This window comes from Amycolatopsis sp. MtRt-6 (genome assembly GCF_017308975.1).
Classification (GTDB): domain Bacteria; phylum Actinomycetota; class Actinomycetes; order Mycobacteriales; family Pseudonocardiaceae; genus Amycolatopsis.
This window is the reverse complement of record NZ_JADWPD010000034.1, coordinates 91,052-106,576: the sequence shown is the minus strand read 5'-3', so window position 1 is coordinate 106,576 and position 15,525 is coordinate 91,052. Positions and strand designations below refer to the sequence as shown.

The window sequence follows — 15,525 nt, the reverse complement described above, 5'->3', positions numbered from 1 at the left end:
GAAATCACCAGGCGATCCGCAGGAGCGAAGGTCCGCGCACGATCACGCCGTACTCCCACTTCACGCCTTCGCGGCCGTCCGCCAGCCGCAGGTCCGGGAACCGCTCGAGGATCGCCTTCAGCGCTTCCTGCAGTTCCAGCCGGGCCAGCTGCGCGCCGATGCAGTGGTGCGGGCCGTGCCCGAACGCCACGTGCGGGTTGGGGCTGCGCGTCAGGTCGATGCGGTCCGGGTCGGCGAACACCTCCGGGTCGCGGTTGGCCGCGTGCAGCGCCGGCAGCACCGGGTCGCCCGCGCGCACCACGACGTCGCCGAAGCGGATGTCCTCGGTGGCGTAGCGGGCGAACATCGCCGCGGTGTTGATCGGCACGTACCGCAGCAGCTCCTCGATCGCCGTCGGCATCAGGTCCGGGTTCGCCCGCAGCTGGGCCAGCAGCTCCGGCTGGGTGAGCAACGTGAAGACGAAGCTCGGCAGTGCCGTGGAAACCGTCTCGACGCCGCCGGTGAGCAGGCCGGCGCCGGCGATCGCGATCAGCTCCTGCTCGGTCAGCTTGTCACCGGCGTCGCGGGCGTAGACGAGCGCGCCGAGCAGGTCGTCGGTCGGCTCCTCGCGGCGCTGGTCCACCAGCCCGGCCACGTAGTCGTCCAGCTTGTCGCCGTAGACGTCGAGCACGTCGCTCTTCGCCGTCGCGTCGCCGACCAGAGCCTGGGTCCACTCGCTGAAGATCCGGTGGTCCTCCTTCGGCACCCCGAGCAGGTCGCAGATCACCGTGACCGGCAGCGGCCGCGCGAGCTCCTCGACGAGATCGGCGCTGTCACCGTGCGCCTGCATGTCGTCGAGCAGGCTGTGCACCAGGTCGTGCACGCCCTCGCGCATCTGCTCCAGCCGGCGGGCCGTGAACGCCTTCGCCACCAGGCGGCGCAGGCGGGAGTGGTCCGGCGGGTCCATCCCCATGATGCCGTCGCCCATCTGCTGACGACGCATCCGCGGCTGGTCGAGGCCCTGCGCGAGTTCCCGGCTGAACCGCTGGTCGGTCGTCACCAGCTTGACGTCGGCGTACTTCGTCGCCAGCCAGGCCGGTTCGCCGAAGGGCATCTGCACCCGGCTCATCGGCTCTTCGCGCTGGAGGATGTGGTACTGCTCCGAAACGGAGATCTCGTGCATGTCGAACGGATACGCACGGACTGTCCGGCGTGAACTCGTCACGACCCGCCCCCAATCGCTCTCATCGGTTGTTCCAGCGCCTCGGTGTCGAAGGCATGCTGGACGTGGGAAAGCGCCGACATCAGCGTCGACGAGGTGATCCGGCCGGCGCGGTGGCGCTCCACCACGCCGTGCAGCGGCAGCGACCCGAGCTCCGACCAGCCGAGCCGGCCCGCCGGGTCGAGGTAGCTGCGTGCCTGCCCGGCGTTGTCCGGGTGCAGGCAGTACGGGACGTCGAGCAGGCCGCGCTTGAACGCGATCACGATCGCGCGGCCCAGGTCGGCGTGGCTGTTGAGCACGGCGTCCACGAGCGCGTAGGCCTCGCGGTAGACCTGGTTGTCAGCGGCCACGACGGCCTTCTCGGTGACCGCGCTCGCCGCCGCGGCGGCGTGTTCCAGCGCCGCGACGTTCTCGGCGACGGTCGGGATCCGGTGCGCCTCGGCGGTGGTCTTGACGATCAGCCGTTCCGACCCGGTCGTCACCGCCAGCTCGGCCGCTTTCCCGAGCAGCGTCCGCGCGCCACCCGGCGTCCGCGGGAACAGGCCCATGTAGGCGTAGATCACGACGTGCCAGGTGGCCTCGGGCAGCAGTTCGGCGCACAGCCGGCGCAGCGCGGACACCGCCTCCTGGTCCTGCGCCATGTTCGTCTGCTGCGCGTAGCTCACCGAGATGCTGCGCACGCCCTTGCGGTAGAAGAACAACGCCTCCAGCACCGACAGCGCCACCAGCTCGCTCGGCGGGCACAGCTGGCCCATCATGCAGCCGCCGAACGTCTCCAGGTGCGGCCGGCCGCCCGGGTGCTCGGCGGCCAGGAGCAGGTCGCAGCAGTGCGCCCAGTTGCGCACGGACTCGTCGAGCGGCGCGCGGCTGTAGGGCAGGCAGTAGGACACCGGGCCGCCCTCGGTGGCGTGCAGGCCGGCGGCGATCATCGCGCGGAAGATGTCCGCCGGCCGCGCCGAACCGTGGCGCACCTGCACCGGGAACTCCGGGCCTTCGAGCCCGTCGAGCATGCCCCGGGTGACCTCGGGCGGGTGGTTGACGATCGGGTAGCCGTTGAGCGCGATCCCGGTGCTCAGCGCGTGCGCCACGGAAGCCGTGTCGCAGACCCGGGTGTAGCTGTCGAGCGTGACGGTGCCGACGGTCGCCGCGTTCGCGTCCTTGGTCGCGGCCAGCCCGGCGCGCATGACGCCCGGGTCCGCGAAGCCCATCCTCGGCTGGACCACCAGTTCGCCGGCGGCGCGCCGGCGCGCGACGAACTCTTCGAAGCTCACGCTTCCACCTGGGTCACACCGGCCGGCAGGGTCGCGGCGAACCGGCGGAACGCGCCCGCGCCCTGCTGGTCGTCGAACACCGCGTCGAACCCGGCGAGCAGCAGCTGCGCGGTCTCCTCCGCGGTCAGCGCCCCGCCGACGCCGAGCTTGCCGCCGATCACCACCGGCAGCGCCCGCAGCTCGGGGAAGGCACGCAGCCGCTGGATCACCCGCAGGCCGTCCTGGTGGCCGTGGCCGTTGACGCTGCTCAGCACCAGCATCGCCGGCCTGCGGCTCAGGCACTCCGACTCCAGCAGCTCGTCCGGTACGCACGCGCCGAGGTTGACGACGTCGAAGCCGAGCTCCCCGACGAGCAGTTCGAGGTAGACCAGGTTCCAGGTGTGGGAGTCCGACGCCATGCTGCTCACGATCACCGTCCGCCGCGGCGGCTCGGTGACGATCCCGCGCCCGTAGGCCCGCAGTTCTTCGGTCATGGCGAAACCTCGTAGACGCGCTGGTAGTCCAACCGCGACACCGACAGTGCCGTGCCGCCCCGCACCACGATCTCCACCGGCGTGGGCCGCCCGAGGAAGCTGATCAGGCTGGCGGTGACGCCGTAGGCGCCGACGTTCGGCACGGTGACGACGTCGCCGGAAGCCAGTTCGGGCAGCTTCGCCGCCTTGGCGAGCGAGTCACCGGGAGTGCACAGTGGACCGACGAGGCTGCCGACGACATCGCCGGTTTCCTCGACGCCGACGGCCGCGGGCAGCAGCCTGCCGATCCCGGAGAGCCCGCCGACGACGTTGATCCCGGCGTCGAGCACGACGAACCGGCTGCCGCGGCTGTCCTTGACGTTGACCACGCCGGCCAGCAGCGACCCGCAGCTGCCGGAGAGGTACCGGCCGGATTCGCAGGCCAGCTCGATCCCGCCGTCCCGCCACTCGGGTAGGTGCAGGTCGAGCAGCGTTTCGAGGCCGGCGCGCAGCTTCGGGTAGCCGGTGCGCGGGCCGGGGACCGCGTACGGCGAGGAGAAGCCGCCGCCGATGTCCAGGACCTCCAGGGGCAGGCCGACCTCGTCACGCAGCCGCGCGGCCGAGGTGAGCACGAACTCGTACTCGCCGAGCAGGGCGTCCTCGTCCTGGGCGTTGCTCATGGTGAAGAAGTGCGCGCCGACGACCCGCGTGCCCGGCACTTTTTTGAGGATGGGCATGAGGTCGGGCAGCGTCTCGGCGTCGATGCCGAACTGCGACGGGCGGCCCATCATCCGGATGCCGGTGCCGCCACTGCTGGCGGTGGTGTTGACGCGCAGCAGGGCGGACGCGGTCACGCCCTGGTGCTCCGCCGCCGCGCCGACGTGCTGCAGGTCGGTCAGGGACTCGACGGAGAACAGCCGGACCCCGGCGGCGAGCGCGTGCTCCAGCTCGTCGTTCGTCTTGCCGGGTCCGGTGTAGAGGATGCCGGCCGGGTCGAACCCGGCTTCGAGGGCGTTCAGCAGCTCACCGGTGGAGCTGATCTCCGCGCGGCAGCCGCCGCGGCGCAGCTCGCGCCCGATTTCGGGGTGAGGATTGGACTTCAGCGCGTAGAACAGCTGGAAGCCTTCGGGCAGCAGGCCGAAGAGCTGGTCCCGCGACTCGGCGACGACGTCGAGGTCGTAGACGTAGGCGGGCGTGCCGTACTTCGCGGCGAGATCGGCGTACTTGCTCATGCGCGGGCCCCTTCAACCAGCTGCGCGAGTTCCTTGGTGGCGTTCTTCCCGTGCGCCGTGAGCGGGAACTCCTCGACGACGTGGCACAGCGACGGGACCTTCTGCGGCTCGAGGCGCTTGGCCAGCTCGCGCAGCACGGTCGTGGGCGGCAGGTCGGTCTCGACGCAGATGGCCAGGTCCCGCGTCTCGCTCGGCGGGATGGCTCCGGCCGCGCGGACGCCGGGGATGTCCATCGCCGCGGCTTCGATCTCCAAAGTGGACATCCGGATGCCCTTGCGCTTGAACATGTCGTCGCGGCGGCCCTCGAAGTAGAGGTAGCCGTCGGCGTCGAGGCGGCCGTAGTCACCGGTGTGCAGGCGCAGCTCGCCGGTGGTCTCGTCCCGGCGGAAGGCGCGGGCGGAGATCTCGGGTGCCCGCCAGTAGCCGGGCATGACGTGCGGGCCGGCGGCGACGATCTCGCCGATGTCCCCGGCGGGCAGCTCGGTCCCGTCGGCGGCGAGGATCAGCACGGACGTGCCCGGCAACGGCAGCCCGGACGAACCGGGGCGCTCGGTGTCCTCGGCCGGGGGCATGATCGTGATGCGCTTGCACTCGGTCTGGCCGAACTGGCGGACGACCTTGACCCCGGGGAACGCTTCGCGCAGGTGCGTGATGGTGGAGTCGGGCAAGGCGGCGCCGGTGTTGGTGAACAGCCGCACGGGCGCGGCCGGCTCGGTGTCGCGCGCGGCGAGCGTGGCGATCATGGTGGCGAGCGACGGCACGATCGGCACGACGGTGGCGCCGACCTCGCGCATCCGCCGCAGCAGCCGCAGGTCCGACTCGGCGTCGGCGAGCACGATCTCGCTGCGGCCGAGCGTGCTCAGGAGCACCTTGTAGAGGCCGTAGTCCCAGGACATCGGGAACCGGCAGAAGACGACGTCGTCGCGGCGGTAGCCGAGGACTTCCTGGATGGCGCGGGAGGCGAAGGTGACCTGGCGGTGCGGGCCGATCACGCCCTTCGGGGCGGCGGTGCTGCCCGAGGTGTAGACGAGGACGGCGATGTCGTCTTCCGCCGTGGGCACCTCTTCCGCGCGCTGCCCGTGCGCCGCTTCGACTTCCGTCCACAAGGGACCGAAGTTCTCCGGCGTCAGCACGAGGACGGGTTCGGCGTTGGCCACGACCGAGTCGAAGTGGAACTTCTTCATGGCCGGGTTGATCGGCACGAAGACGGCCCCGCGGCGCGAAGTCCCGTAGAAGAGCGCGACGAGCGCCCGATCGGTGGGCAGCTGCACGACGACGCGGTCGGCGTGCCCGACCCCGTGCCGCGCGAGGACGACGGCGACGGCGTGGCTCCACGCCTCGAGCTCGCCGTAGGTCCAGGCACCGGCGCGGTCCCGGACGGCCGACGCCCCGGCCGCGTCGGCCGCCGCCGCGTCGAGCAGAGAATGGACCAGAGAATCGTTCACGACTGCCACTCCGTAGGACTCGAAGGATGACCGGGCCGGCGTGGAAGGCACACCTGGAGACGTACGGAAAGCTAGCCGCGCCGACCTGCGGATCCACACCCCTAACGGCCCCTAACCTCGGCCTCACCAGGGTGCGGGCACGCCAAAGCGGTCGTGAGCGGTAATTCGGGTTCCAACCCGAATTACCACTCACGACCAGCCGCGGGAGACTGCTCAGGCGACGTGCGCCGGGGACAGGATTTCGGCCGCGCGGGCGGCCAGGGTCTTGCGGTCGATCTTGCGGTTCGCGTTGAGCGGGAACTCGGCCACGTGCCGGTAGTGCCGCGGGATGACCCCCTCGGGCAGCACCGCCCGCAGCGCGCGCACCATTTCCAGCACCGGCCGCTCGCCGCCGGTGTAGAACACGAACAGCTCGGTGCCCGCGTCCCCGGCCACGCCGAGCGCCACCGCGTCCTGGATCCCGCAGCCGCGCAGGGCGTGCTCGACCTCCGTCAGCTCGATGCGCCAGCCCAGGACCTGCACCTGGGAGTCGAGCCGGCCCAGGTAGGCCAGGTCCGCTCCGGCGAGGCGGCGCACGCGGTCGCCCGTGCGGTAGAACCGCTTGCCGTCGCGTTCGGTGAACCGGCCCCGCTCGTCGGCGGGGTCCAGGTAGCCGGGCGTCAGCTGTGGCCCCGCGATGCAGAGCTCGCCCTCGTCGGGGTCGTCGCCCAGGAGCACGTGGTCGTGTCCCGCGTGCACCGCGCCGATCGGCACCACGCCGTTCACCGCGACCCGCGGGGTTTCCCGGTCGTCCCAGCGATAGCCCGACACGGTGATGGTCAGCTCGGTCGGGCCGTACAGGTTCTCCACGATCGACGCCGGCGCCGCCGCCCGCCAGTCCGCGGTGTCCCGGACGGTCAGCGCCTCACCCGCGAAGAAGCTCCACCTCAGCCCCGGCAACGCGCCCGGGGTCAGGCCGCCGGTGCGCCGGACGAGGTCGATGGCGCTGGGCGTGGAAAACCACACGGTGAGCCCGCGGGCGGCCACGAACTCCGGCAGGCTCCGGTACGCCGAGGGCGGCAGCACGACCGCCGGCGCCCCGGCACCCCACGCGCAGAACAGGTCGAACATCGCGCAGTCGAAGTTCAGGTCGAACGTCTGCGAGAACACGTCGTCCGGCGTGAAGTCGTAGCGCGCGTCGAGCAGGCCGAAGTAGTGCTCGACGGCCGCGTGGCCGATCCGCACGCCCTTGGGCCGTCCGGTGGAGCCGGAGGTGAACAGCACATACGCGGTGTCCGACGAAGGCGCCAGCGGTGCGGACAACGCCTGCGAAGCTCGTGGCTCGCCGAGCACCGGAACACCCTCCGGGGCCACCGCGCGCCCCCGGTCGTCCGCGACGAGCACGTCGATGTCCGCCGCCTCGACCATCTGGGCGGTCCGCGCCGCCGGGAAGTCCGGGCGCAGTGGCACGACCGTCGCGCCGGCGTACAGCCCGGCCAGGATCCCCGCGTAGGCCGTGACGCCCTTGCCGGAGAGAACCCCTACGGTGCGGGCGCCGGCCTCGGCCAGCGCGCCGCCCCAGCGCAGCGCCAGGTCGTTCAGCCGCTCGTAGGTCAGCGCCTGGTCGCCCACGTGGACGGCCACGCCGCCGCCGGAGCGTTCGAGGCCGCGCAGGAACCGCGTGTGCAGCCCGCTGGTGAGACCGGTGTCCATTGTCGTCCTCCGCTGTGAATAGGGGTGCCGATGCGTCGCTCCGGGACGGCGACGCGAGGTAGAGTCCAAAAACAGAACCGGGCGGTCGGTTTCCTCTCGGTAGATTCCACCCTAGCGATCCGGAGTAGCCATGTGGGACAGCACTTTCGACGAGACGCTGCGCTCGTTCCTCCCGTTCCTGCCCGCGGACGAGGCGTTGACCGCCGAGACCCCGCTCCGGGAGTACGGGCTCGACTCGCTCGCCACCGTGGAGCTGCTCGCCACGCTGGAGCAGAGCTACGACGTCCGCTTCGAGGACGACGCCCTGAACCTGGAGACGTTCGAGAACCCCGGCCGGCTCTGGGCCACGCTGTCCGGCCTGCAGCCGGCTAGCTGACGCGCGACGGTCCTGCGCCCCGGCGACGGGGCTGCAGGGCCAGGCGCGGGTTCACGGTGACCACCTCGAACCGGCTCGTGGTGGCCCGGACGCGGCCGAACAGCGTGTCCGGCCCGGCCACCCAGAGCTTGCGGACCCCGAGCTGCTCCAGCGACGACACGACGTGCGGCCACCGCAGCGGCTTGACGATGCTGTCGAGCAGCATCGTGCGCACTTCGTCGCCGGAGCGCAGGATCGCGCCGTCCTGGTCGGCGACGATCGGCAGCAGCGGGTCGTGGAAGGTCAGATCGCCGATCACCTCGTCCTCCGCCTTGCGGCGCAGCGCGCCGAACGCGCGCGAATGCAGCGGCGGCCGCATCGTGTAGAGGGACAGCCCGCCCATGCTCCGCACGGTCTGCTTGAGCCAGTCGAGGTTCCGTTCGCGCAGGGAGACCATGAAGAAGTCGTGGTCGATGTAGCACGAGATGTCGAACCATTCGCCGCGCCCTTCGAGGTCGGTGAGCGCGTCGGTGAGCTTCTCCTCCGGCGTGCGGACGAACGAGTGCGTCACCACGTCCGTGTATTCGGTGTCGAAGAACTCGTTGAGGCAGCGCGCGAGTTCCGCGGTCATCCACACGGCGTCGGGGAAGGTCAGGGAACCCGCGTACACGCTGGCCGGTTTCTCGCCGAAGCTCGGCCCGGTGCAGTAGTCGGGACTCATCCCGTACTCCTGCTCGGCCCATTCGGCGAGCGCGACGCAGGTGAGCATGAACCCGACCTGGGCGTACTCGGAGTAGTCGCCCTCGGTCTCGCGGAATCGGTCGATCAGCGAGTAGCCGAGCCGCTCCTTCGCCTGCGCGATGAGCGGGCGGGCGAAGGGGTTGACGAGGAGGAACTTGCCGAAGTCGGCGAAGCGACAGGGGCTCATTCCGGGGAAGACGACCGCCGACCCCGGTCGGATGGCCTCATCCATGGCTGGCGACCCTTCTCTCGGCGACCCGGCTCGCGGGCGCGGTGGGGTGGATGTCCTGCAGGAAACCGAGCAGCACCTGGCGGAACCGTTCGGGCTCCTCGAGGTGCGGGACGTGGCTGGAGTCCTCGAAGACCTCCCAGCGCACGTCGTGGATCCGGTCGAAGTACGGCTGGACGGTCACCGGGGTGGCCTCGTCGTGCCGGCCGGACACCAGCAGCGTGGGCACCTCGATGTCGTCGAGGAGGTCGATCACCGAGTAGTCGGCGAGTGTGCCGGTGACGGTGAACTCGCTCGGCCCGTTCATCACGGAGTAGACGCCGTTGTTGTCCGCCATCTCCATGAACGAGGCCAGGTAGTCGCCCGGCCACGGCAGCACGCGGCACACGTGCCGGTCGTAGAACACCCGCATGAGCTCGAAGTACTCCGGCGCGTCGGTGGTCCCGGCGGCTTCGTGCGCCCGCAGCCCGGCGTCGACGCCGGGCGGGAGCTGCGCGCGCAGCACGTCCATCTCCTGCCGCCACAGCCGGTAGGACGCCGGCGAGTTCGCGATGACCAGCCCGCGCAGGCCCTCGGGCCGCTGCGCGGCGTGCCGCGCGACGACCAGCCCGCCCCATGACTGTCCGAACAGGACGTAGTTGTCCTCGATACCCAGCTGGTGCACCAGGTTGTCCAGCTCGTCGCCGAACAGCTCCGGTGTCCAGAAGCCCGCCTCCTTGCCGGGCAGGCGCGTCGAACCACCGCTGCCCAGCTGGTCGTAGTGCACCACCGGCCACCCGTCGTCGGCGAGCGAGCAGAGGTTCAGCAGGTAGTCGTGCGTGCTGCCCGGCCCGCCGTGCACCACGACGACGGCGGGCAGCTCCCCGTCGGCGTCGCCGGTGACCCGGTACCAGGTGCGGTATCCGCCGAAGGAGACCCAGCCCTTCCTGGTGGGTGCCACGGCCATGCTCATTCACCTCGTTCGTTTCCCTCGCGTCCGGCTTCCGCGCGGCCGGATCCACCTTCATGTCTAATCGGTGCGGGCGCGCTGTCACCAGCCCCTAAGGGGCAGCTGAAGCGGATCTAAAACGTCTTCGACCTCCCTAGCGCACCAGCGCGCGCACGGGGAAGACTTCCTTGCCGGAACAGGGGTTCCGGACCCCTACCGCCGCGTTGCCGGGTCGGCCCGGCGGCGCGCCGCCACTACCTTTTCCCCAGAGCAGAGTTTCCCGCCCCCGGCATCGGAGTGTGCGTTGTGCGCGTCATGTTGATGGTCTTCCCGACGAGGACGCACGTCTACAGCATGGCCCCGGTCGGCTGGGCGCTGGCCGCCGCCGGGCACGAGGTGCGGTTCGTCGGCCAGCGCAACCCCCGCGAGGTGCTGCCGTTCGCCGAAACCGGCCTCGACGCGATGTGGTTCGGCGAGGACCTCGACATCGCGCACCACCGGCGGCTCAGCGGCGGTGACGCCGGCGCCGCGCACCAGCTCTCCGAAAGCCGTCCGGAGCGCTACACCGAGGAGTACGTGCGCACCGTCTACGACGGCTGGGTCGACGTCTTCCGCTGGAACACGCCGGAATCGCTGGTCAACGAGCTCGTCCGGTTCGCCCGGCAGTGGCGGCCGGACCTCGTCGTGTGGGACCCGCTGCTCTACGCCGCGCCGATCGTCGCGCAGGCGGCCGGCGTCCCGCACCTGCGGATGATGTACGCGGCCGACCAGACGGCGCGCATCGGCGCGCAGTACCGGGACCTCCGCGCGAGCCTGCCCGGCGACACCGGCCCGGACCCGTTCGTGGAGTGGATGTCGGCGGAGGTGGGCCGCTTCGGCGCGGACTACGACGAAACCCTGCGCTACGGCGGCAAAACCATCGACTGCCACCCGTCCTACCTCCGCTACGACGGCGTCGACGTCGACTACCTCCCGGCGCGGTTCGTGCCGCTGAACAAGCCGATGGCGCTCCCGCGCTGGGTGGTCGAGCCCCCGTCGCGCCCGCGCGTGCTGCTGACGCTGGGCATCTCCAACCGGCAGACGCTCGGCGAAGAGGAGACCTCGGTCTCCGCGCTGCTCGACGGCCTGTCCGACCTCGACGTCGAGGTGATCGCGACGCTCAACGCGGAGCAGCTCGCGTCGGTGGAGAAGATCCCGGACAACGTGCGCGCGGTGGACTTCGTGCCGATGAACGAGCTGCTCGCGAGCTGTTCGGCGATCGTGCACCAGGGCGGTGGCGCGACGATCGGCAACGCGGTGGTCAACGCCGTCCCCCAGCTCGTGATCCCGGGTACCACGTGGAGCGAGCGCGTGTCCGCGCTCGCCCAGGCGAAGCGCGGCAACGGCCTGCTGGTCGACCTCGAGGACGTCACCCCGGAGACCGTCCGCAATGGCCTGGAGCGGCTGCTGGAGGAACCGTCCTTCCGCGACTGCGCGCTCGAGGTCCGGGACGAGATGCTGGCCAGACCGTCGCTGGACGACCTCGTGCCGGAGCTGGAACGGCTCGCGCGATGACGGTGCCGGGGCGGCCGAAGGTGGTGCGCACCATCGGCTTCCTCATCGCCGGCTTCCCGATGCGGCTCGTCGCCTTCGTCCTCGTCCTGGTCACGACGCTGCTCGGCATCGCCACCACCATGCTGTGGATCGGCATCCCCATCCTGATCGTCGCCACCTCGCTCGTCCGCGGCTTCGCCGATCTGGAACGCAGGTGGGTCGCCACGATGCTCGGGGTCGACGTCCCGTCGCCGCGGCCGCTGAAGCACAACGCCGGGCTGCTGCAGACGTGGCAGCTCCGGCTGGTGGACCAGGCCACGTGGCGGGAGCTGAAGTTCCTGCTGCTCGCGTTCCCGCTGGGCATCGTGGAGTTCGTCGCCGGCATCGTCTCGGTCGCCGTGCCGCCGTTCGGCATCTTCGTCGCGCCCCGGATCGGCGCCCTGCACGCCGCGCTGACGTCCTCGATGCTGGGACCGGCCCGCACGGCACTGCTGGAAGCCCGCACCCGGCAGCTCACGGACTCGCGCGCCCGCGGGGTCGACGCGGTCGAGGCCGAACGCAAGCGCATCGAGCGCGACCTGCACGACGGGGCGCAACAGCGGCTGGTGTCCGTCGCGATGAGCCTGGGCCGGGTCCAGCTGAAGCTGGACTCCGAAAACGCCCCGGCCACCACTGCCCTGCGCGAGCTGATCGGCGCGGCGCACGCGGACGCGAAGCTCGCGGTGGCCGAGCTGCGCGACCTCGCCCGCGGGATCTACCCGCCGGTGCTGCAGGACCGGGGCCTGGACGCGGCGCTGTCCTCGCTCACCGCGCGGCTGCCGATCCCGGTCGACGTCCGGGTGAGCGTCGAACCGCGGCCGCCGGCGCCCGTCGAGACCACGACGTACTTCATCGTCAGCGAGACGCTGACCAACATCACCAAGCACTCGGGCGCCGACCGCGCGTCGGTGCGGGTCACCCGCGACGACGAGACCGTGGTCGTCGAAATCCTCGACAACGGGCACGGCGGCGCCGCCGTCCGGCCCGGCGGTGGTCTGGCCGGGCTCGCCGACCGGGCCGCCACCATCGACGGCGTGCTCACCGTGGTCAGCCCGGCGGGCGGGCCGACGGTGGTGCGCGCCGACCTGCCCGTCCGCTGGTGAAATCCCCCTGGGAGTACGAAATGCGTGTCGTCATCGCCGAAGACTCCGTCCTGCTGCGGGCCGGGGTGCAGAGCCTGCTCTCCGACGTCGGCATCGAGACCGTGGCCGCCGTGGGCAACGGCGACGACCTGCTCGTCGCCGTGCGCGAGCACCGGCCGGACCTGGTCATCGCCGACGTCAGGATGCCCCCGACGTTCACCGACGAAGGCCTGCGCGCGGCACTGGCGGCGCGCAAGGAGGTCCCCGGCCTGCCGGTGCTGGTGGTTTCGCAGTACGTGGAGGGCAGCTACGCCGTCGACCTGATCGCCGAAGGCACGTCCGGCGTCGGCTACCTGCTGAAGGAACGCGTCGCCGACGTGGCCGAGTTCCTCGCGGCGGTCCGGCGGGTGGCCGGCGGCGGCTCGGCGATCGACCCGGACGTGGTCGCCCAGATGCTGGCCCGCAACCGCAACCCGCTCGAACAGCTGACCGCCCGCGAGCGGGAGGTCCTCGGCGAGATGGCGCAGGGCCTGTCGAACACCGCCATCGCCAAGCACCTGGTGGTGACCCAGGGCGCGGTGGAGAACCACATCAGCAACATCTTCGCGAAGCTCGGCCTCGAAGCCAGCCGCGACCAGAACCGCCGCATCCGCGCGGTGCTGACCTACCTGGACAGCACGACCGTCCGGGCCTGAGCGCCGCCACCCGCTCAGCGGCGGGTCCGCCAGCTCGTCGCGGCTTCGAACCGCGCCGGGTGGCGCGGCCGCGGTACCGTCACCTCCGGTTCGGGCGGCTGGGCGGCGCGGATCGCGGACAGGACCACGATCAGCGCCGCCAGCTCGGTCTCGTCGGGCTCGCCGCGCAGGACGTGCACCACCGGGCCGCTCATCAGACCGGCGGGTTCCCGTGCTTGCGCGCCGGGACGTCGGCGTGCTTGGCCCGGAGCATCGCGAGCGAGCGGATCAGCAGCCGGCGCGTCTCCCCCGGCTCGATCACGTCGTCCACGAGGCCGCGCTCGGCCGCGTAGTACGGGTGCATCAGCTCGGTGCGGTACTCCTTGATCTTCAGCGCGCGCACGGCCTCCGGGTCGTCGGCCGCCTTGATCTCGCGGCGGAAGATCACGTTCGCCGCGCCCTCGGCGCCCATCACGGCGATCTCGTTCGTCGGCCACGCCAGGGAGACGTCGGTGCCGATCGACCGCGAATCCATCACGATGTACGCGCCGCCGTAGGCCTTGCGCAGGATCAGCTGCACCCGCGGCACGGTGGCGTTGCAGTAGGCGTAGAGCAGCTTCGCGCCGTGCCGGATGATGCCGCCGTGCTCCTGGCCGACCCCGGGCAGGAAGCCGGGGACGTCCACCAGCGTCACGAGCGGGATGTTGAAGGCGTCGCAGGTCTGGACGAACCGGGCTGCCTTCTCGCTGCTCTCGATGTCGAGGACGCCGGCGAGGACGGCGGGCTGGTTCGCGACGATGCCCACCACATGGCCGTCCAGGCGGGCGAACGCGCACACGACGTTGGCCGCCCAGGCGGCGTGCACCTGGAGGAACTCGCCGTCGTCGACGATCTCCGCGAGGACGTCGCCCATGTCGTAGGCGCGGGCGGGGTCGGTCGGGACGAGGTCGAGCAGCCGGTCGGTGCGGCGGTCGGGCGGGTCGGCGGCGGGCACGTGCGGCGGGGCCTCGTTGTTGTTGGCCGGCAGCAGGGACAGCAGGTACCGGACGTCCTCCAGGCAGGTCGCTTCGTCGTCGTAGGCGAACGCGGCGACGCCGGAGGTCTCGGCGTGCACGTCGGCGCCGCCGAGGCCGTTCTGCGTGATCTCCTCGCCCGTCACCGCCTGCACCACGTCGGGCCCGGTGATGAACATCTGCGACGTCCCGCGGACCATGAACACGAAGTCGGTCAACGCGGGCGAGTACGCCGCGCCGCCCGCGCACGGGCCGAGCATCACCGAGATCTGCGGGATGACCCCGGAGCAGCGGGTGTTGCGCCGGAAGATCCCGCCGTACCCGGCGAGCGCCGTGACGCCCTCCTGGATCCGGGCCCCGGCGCCGTCGTTGAGCGAAACCAGCGGCGCGCCCGCGGCCTCGGCGAGGTCCATCACCTTGTGGATCTTCTGCGCGTGCGCCTCGCCGAGCGCGCCGCCGAAGACCCGGAAGTCGTGGGCGTAGACGAAGACCGTCCGGCCGTGCACCGTGCCCCAGCCGCAGACGACGCCGTCGGAGTACGGGCGGCGCTGCTCCAGGCCGAACCCGGTGGCCCGGTGCCGGCGCAGGGCCTCGAGCTCGGTGAACGAGCCCGGGTCGAGGAGCAGCTCGATCCGCTCGTGCGCGGTCAGCTTGCCGCGCTCGTGCTGCCGCTGCGTCGCCGCGTCGTCGGGCCCGCGGCGCGCGGCCTCCTTGATCTCCCGCAGTTCGACGAGCCGGTTGCCGAACGCGGCCGGTGCCTCAGACATGGGCCGCACCCCGGTCGAGGAGGCCGTCCGCCAGCCGCCGCAGGATCACGTCCTGGTGCCGGGTGAGGAAGAAGTGGCCCCCGGCCAGCGTCACCAGCTCGAAGCCGCCGGTGGTGTGGTCCGCCCACGAGGTGACCTCGTCGACCGAGGCCACCGGGTCGTCGGTGCCGGTGAAGGCCACGATCGGCGCGTCGAGCGGCCGGCCGGGGGTGTGCCGGTAGGTCTCGACGGCCCGGTAGTCGTTGCGCACCACCGGCAGGATCATCCGGACGACGTCTTCGTCGCCGAGCAGGTCCATCTCGGTGCCGCTCAGCCGCCGCAGTTCGGCGAGCACGCCGTCGTCGGTCCGGCTGTGCACCCGGTCGTCCCGCATCCGCGACGGCGCGCGCCGCCCGGAGACGAACAGCGCCGCGACCGGCGTACCGGCCTGTTCGAGCCGGCGGGCCGTCTCGTAGGCGACCATCGCGCCCATGCTGTGCCCGAACAGCGCGAGCGGCCGGTCGGTCCGGCCCCGCAGCAGTTCGGCGACCCGGTCGGCGATCGCGTCGATGCTCGTCAGGAACGGCTCGTGCCGCCGGTCCTGCCGGCCCGGGTACTGGACGGCCGCGACCTCGATGTCCGGTGCCAGCGCCTTCGCCACCGGGAAGTAGAAGGTGGCCGAGCCGCCGGCGTGCGGCAGGCAGACCAGCCGCGCCTTCGCCTCGGGCGAAGCGGCGAACCGGCGGAACCAGCTGTCCTCGCCGTTGTCCACGTGGGCGACCATGTCGGCCACCGCCTTTCCGTCTCTCGGGGCCTCCACCGGCCAACGTAACCGCCGGGAGAACGGGACAACGACCCCTAACACCCCCTAAGCCGTCCGTCTACAGTGGAC

At 71.5% G+C, this 15,525-nt stretch carries 15 protein-coding genes; 4 read left to right on the top strand and 11 right to left on the bottom strand.

The features are described 5' to 3' along the window. Positions 1 to 4 precede the first annotated feature (4 nt). The 6 genes from I4Q55_RS40160 to I4Q55_RS40135 all read right to left on the bottom strand — a co-directional run bounded on the left by I4Q55_RS40160 (position 5) and on the right by I4Q55_RS40135 (position 7,293). Positions 5 to 1,162 (bottom strand): cytochrome P450, encoded by a 1,158-nt coding sequence (locus I4Q55_RS40160; protein ID WP_206795797.1) that lies wholly within the window; start codon positions 1,160 to 1,162, stop codon positions 5 to 7. Positions 1,163 to 1,200: 38 nt separating this feature from the next. Beyond that, a complete protein-coding gene (locus tag I4Q55_RS40155; protein WP_206795796.1) occupies positions 1,201 to 2,472 on the bottom strand; it encodes a methylaspartate mutase in 1,272 nt (423 codons plus the stop codon). Beyond that, complete coding sequence (locus I4Q55_RS40150) at positions 2,469 to 2,945, bottom strand: cobalamin B12-binding domain-containing protein (protein ID WP_206795795.1); 477 nt, start codon at positions 2,943 to 2,945, stop codon at positions 2,469 to 2,471. Before I4Q55_RS40150 ends, I4Q55_RS40155 begins: the two co-directional genes overlap by 4 nt. Further along, on the bottom strand, positions 2,942 to 4,156 hold the full coding sequence (locus tag I4Q55_RS40145; protein WP_206795794.1) for a type III PLP-dependent enzyme: 1,215 nt from the start codon (positions 4,154 to 4,156) through the stop codon (positions 2,942 to 2,944). The genes I4Q55_RS40150 and I4Q55_RS40145 overlap by 4 nt, the downstream gene beginning before the upstream one ends. Then, complete coding sequence (locus tag I4Q55_RS40140; protein ID WP_307793439.1) at positions 4,153 to 5,601, bottom strand: AMP-binding protein; 1,449 nt, start codon at positions 5,599 to 5,601, stop codon at positions 4,153 to 4,155. The genes I4Q55_RS40145 and I4Q55_RS40140 overlap by 4 nt, the downstream gene beginning before the upstream one ends. Positions 5,602 to 5,814: 213 nt before the next feature. Continuing rightward, positions 5,815 to 7,293, bottom strand: a complete 1,479-nt coding sequence (locus I4Q55_RS40135; protein WP_206795792.1) for an AMP-binding protein — start codon at positions 7,291 to 7,293, stop codon at positions 5,815 to 5,817. A gap of 130 nt (positions 7,294 to 7,423) precedes the next feature. Here I4Q55_RS40135 and I4Q55_RS40130 point away from each other — a divergent pair, with 130 nt between their 5' ends. Further along, positions 7,424 to 7,669 (top strand): phosphopantetheine-binding protein, encoded by a 246-nt coding sequence (locus I4Q55_RS40130; protein ID WP_206795790.1) that lies wholly within the window; start codon positions 7,424 to 7,426, stop codon positions 7,667 to 7,669. Here the strand turns inward: I4Q55_RS40130 and I4Q55_RS40125 are convergent. Further along, positions 7,662 to 8,621 (bottom strand): ACP S-malonyltransferase, encoded by a 960-nt coding sequence (locus tag I4Q55_RS40125; RefSeq protein ID WP_206795787.1) that lies wholly within the window; start codon positions 8,619 to 8,621, stop codon positions 7,662 to 7,664. The two genes, I4Q55_RS40130 and I4Q55_RS40125, sit on opposite strands and share 8 nt — an antisense overlap. Then, entirely contained in the window at positions 8,614 to 9,564 is a 951-nt protein-coding gene (locus I4Q55_RS40120) for a proline iminopeptidase-family hydrolase (RefSeq protein WP_242547620.1), read from the bottom strand. The genes I4Q55_RS40125 and I4Q55_RS40120 overlap by 8 nt, the downstream gene beginning before the upstream one ends. Positions 9,565 to 9,861: 297 nt before the next feature. On the opposite strand from I4Q55_RS40120, the gene I4Q55_RS40115 reads away from it, so the two are divergent. From I4Q55_RS40115 to I4Q55_RS40105, 3 genes are read left to right on the top strand one after another with little or no spacing between them, the layout of a single operon-like run. Then, positions 9,862 to 11,100, top strand: a complete 1,239-nt coding sequence (locus I4Q55_RS40115) for a nucleotide disphospho-sugar-binding domain-containing protein (protein WP_242547634.1) — start codon at positions 9,862 to 9,864, stop codon at positions 11,098 to 11,100. After that, positions 11,097 to 12,221, top strand: coding sequence for a sensor domain-containing protein (locus I4Q55_RS40110; protein ID WP_206795784.1), 1,125 nt, complete (start codon positions 11,097 to 11,099; stop codon positions 12,219 to 12,221). Before I4Q55_RS40115 ends, I4Q55_RS40110 begins: the two co-directional genes overlap by 4 nt. 20 nt (positions 12,222 to 12,241) lie before the next feature. Continuing rightward, a complete protein-coding gene (locus I4Q55_RS40105; protein ID WP_206795782.1) occupies positions 12,242 to 12,895 on the top strand; it encodes a response regulator transcription factor in 654 nt (217 codons plus the stop codon). A gap of 14 nt (positions 12,896 to 12,909) precedes the next feature. Here I4Q55_RS40105 and I4Q55_RS40100 read toward each other — a convergent pair whose 3' ends face one another. The 3 genes from I4Q55_RS40100 to I4Q55_RS40090 are packed head-to-tail and all read right to left on the bottom strand — an operon-like array spanning position 12,910 to position 15,417. Further along, positions 12,910 to 13,089 (bottom strand): acyl-CoA carboxylase subunit epsilon, encoded by a 180-nt coding sequence (locus I4Q55_RS40100; protein WP_206795780.1) that lies wholly within the window; start codon positions 13,087 to 13,089, stop codon positions 12,910 to 12,912. Then, positions 13,089 to 14,654, bottom strand: coding sequence for an acyl-CoA carboxylase subunit beta (locus I4Q55_RS40095; RefSeq protein WP_206795778.1), 1,566 nt, complete (start codon positions 14,652 to 14,654; stop codon positions 13,089 to 13,091). Before I4Q55_RS40095 ends, I4Q55_RS40100 begins: the two co-directional genes overlap by 1 nt. Beyond that, positions 14,647 to 15,417, bottom strand: a complete 771-nt coding sequence (locus I4Q55_RS40090) for a thioesterase II family protein (RefSeq protein ID WP_206795808.1) — start codon at positions 15,415 to 15,417, stop codon at positions 14,647 to 14,649. The genes I4Q55_RS40095 and I4Q55_RS40090 overlap by 8 nt, the downstream gene beginning before the upstream one ends. Positions 15,418 to 15,525 lie beyond the last annotated feature (108 nt).

Bases quoted from the DNA above. Each gene is read 5' to 3' on its own strand.
- I4Q55_RS40160 (WP_206795797.1), bottom strand. From the start codon at position 1,162: ATGCACGAGATCTCCGTTTCGGAGCAGTACCACATCCTCCAGCGCGAA.
- I4Q55_RS40150 (WP_206795795.1), bottom strand. From the start codon at position 2,945: ATGACCGAAGAACTGCGGGCCTACGGGCGCGGGATCGTCACCGAGCCG.
- I4Q55_RS40145 (WP_206795794.1), bottom strand. From the start codon at position 4,156: ATGAGCAAGTACGCCGATCTCGCCGCGAAGTACGGCACGCCCGCCTAC.
- I4Q55_RS40135 (WP_206795792.1), bottom strand. From the start codon at position 7,293: ATGGACACCGGTCTCACCAGCGGGCTGCACACGCGGTTCCTGCGCGGC.
- I4Q55_RS40130 (WP_206795790.1), top strand. From the start codon at position 7,424: ATGTGGGACAGCACTTTCGACGAGACGCTGCGCTCGTTCCTCCCGTTC.
- I4Q55_RS40125 (WP_206795787.1), bottom strand. From the start codon at position 8,621: ATGGATGAGGCCATCCGACCGGGGTCGGCGGTCGTCTTCCCCGGAATG.
- I4Q55_RS40120 (WP_242547620.1), bottom strand. From the start codon at position 9,564: ATGGCCGTGGCACCCACCAGGAAGGGCTGGGTCTCCTTCGGCGGATAC.
- I4Q55_RS40115 (WP_242547634.1), top strand. From the start codon at position 9,862: ATGTTGATGGTCTTCCCGACGAGGACGCACGTCTACAGCATGGCCCCG.
- I4Q55_RS40110 (WP_206795784.1), top strand. From the start codon at position 11,097: ATGACGGTGCCGGGGCGGCCGAAGGTGGTGCGCACCATCGGCTTCCTC.
- I4Q55_RS40105 (WP_206795782.1), top strand. From the start codon at position 12,242: ATGCGTGTCGTCATCGCCGAAGACTCCGTCCTGCTGCGGGCCGGGGTG.
- I4Q55_RS40100 (WP_206795780.1), bottom strand. From the start codon at position 13,089: ATGAGCGGCCCGGTGGTGCACGTCCTGCGCGGCGAGCCCGACGAGACC.
- I4Q55_RS40095 (WP_206795778.1), bottom strand. From the start codon at position 14,654: ATGTCTGAGGCACCGGCCGCGTTCGGCAACCGGCTCGTCGAACTGCGG.
- I4Q55_RS40090 (WP_206795808.1), bottom strand. From the start codon at position 15,417: ATGGTCGCCCACGTGGACAACGGCGAGGACAGCTGGTTCCGCCGGTTC.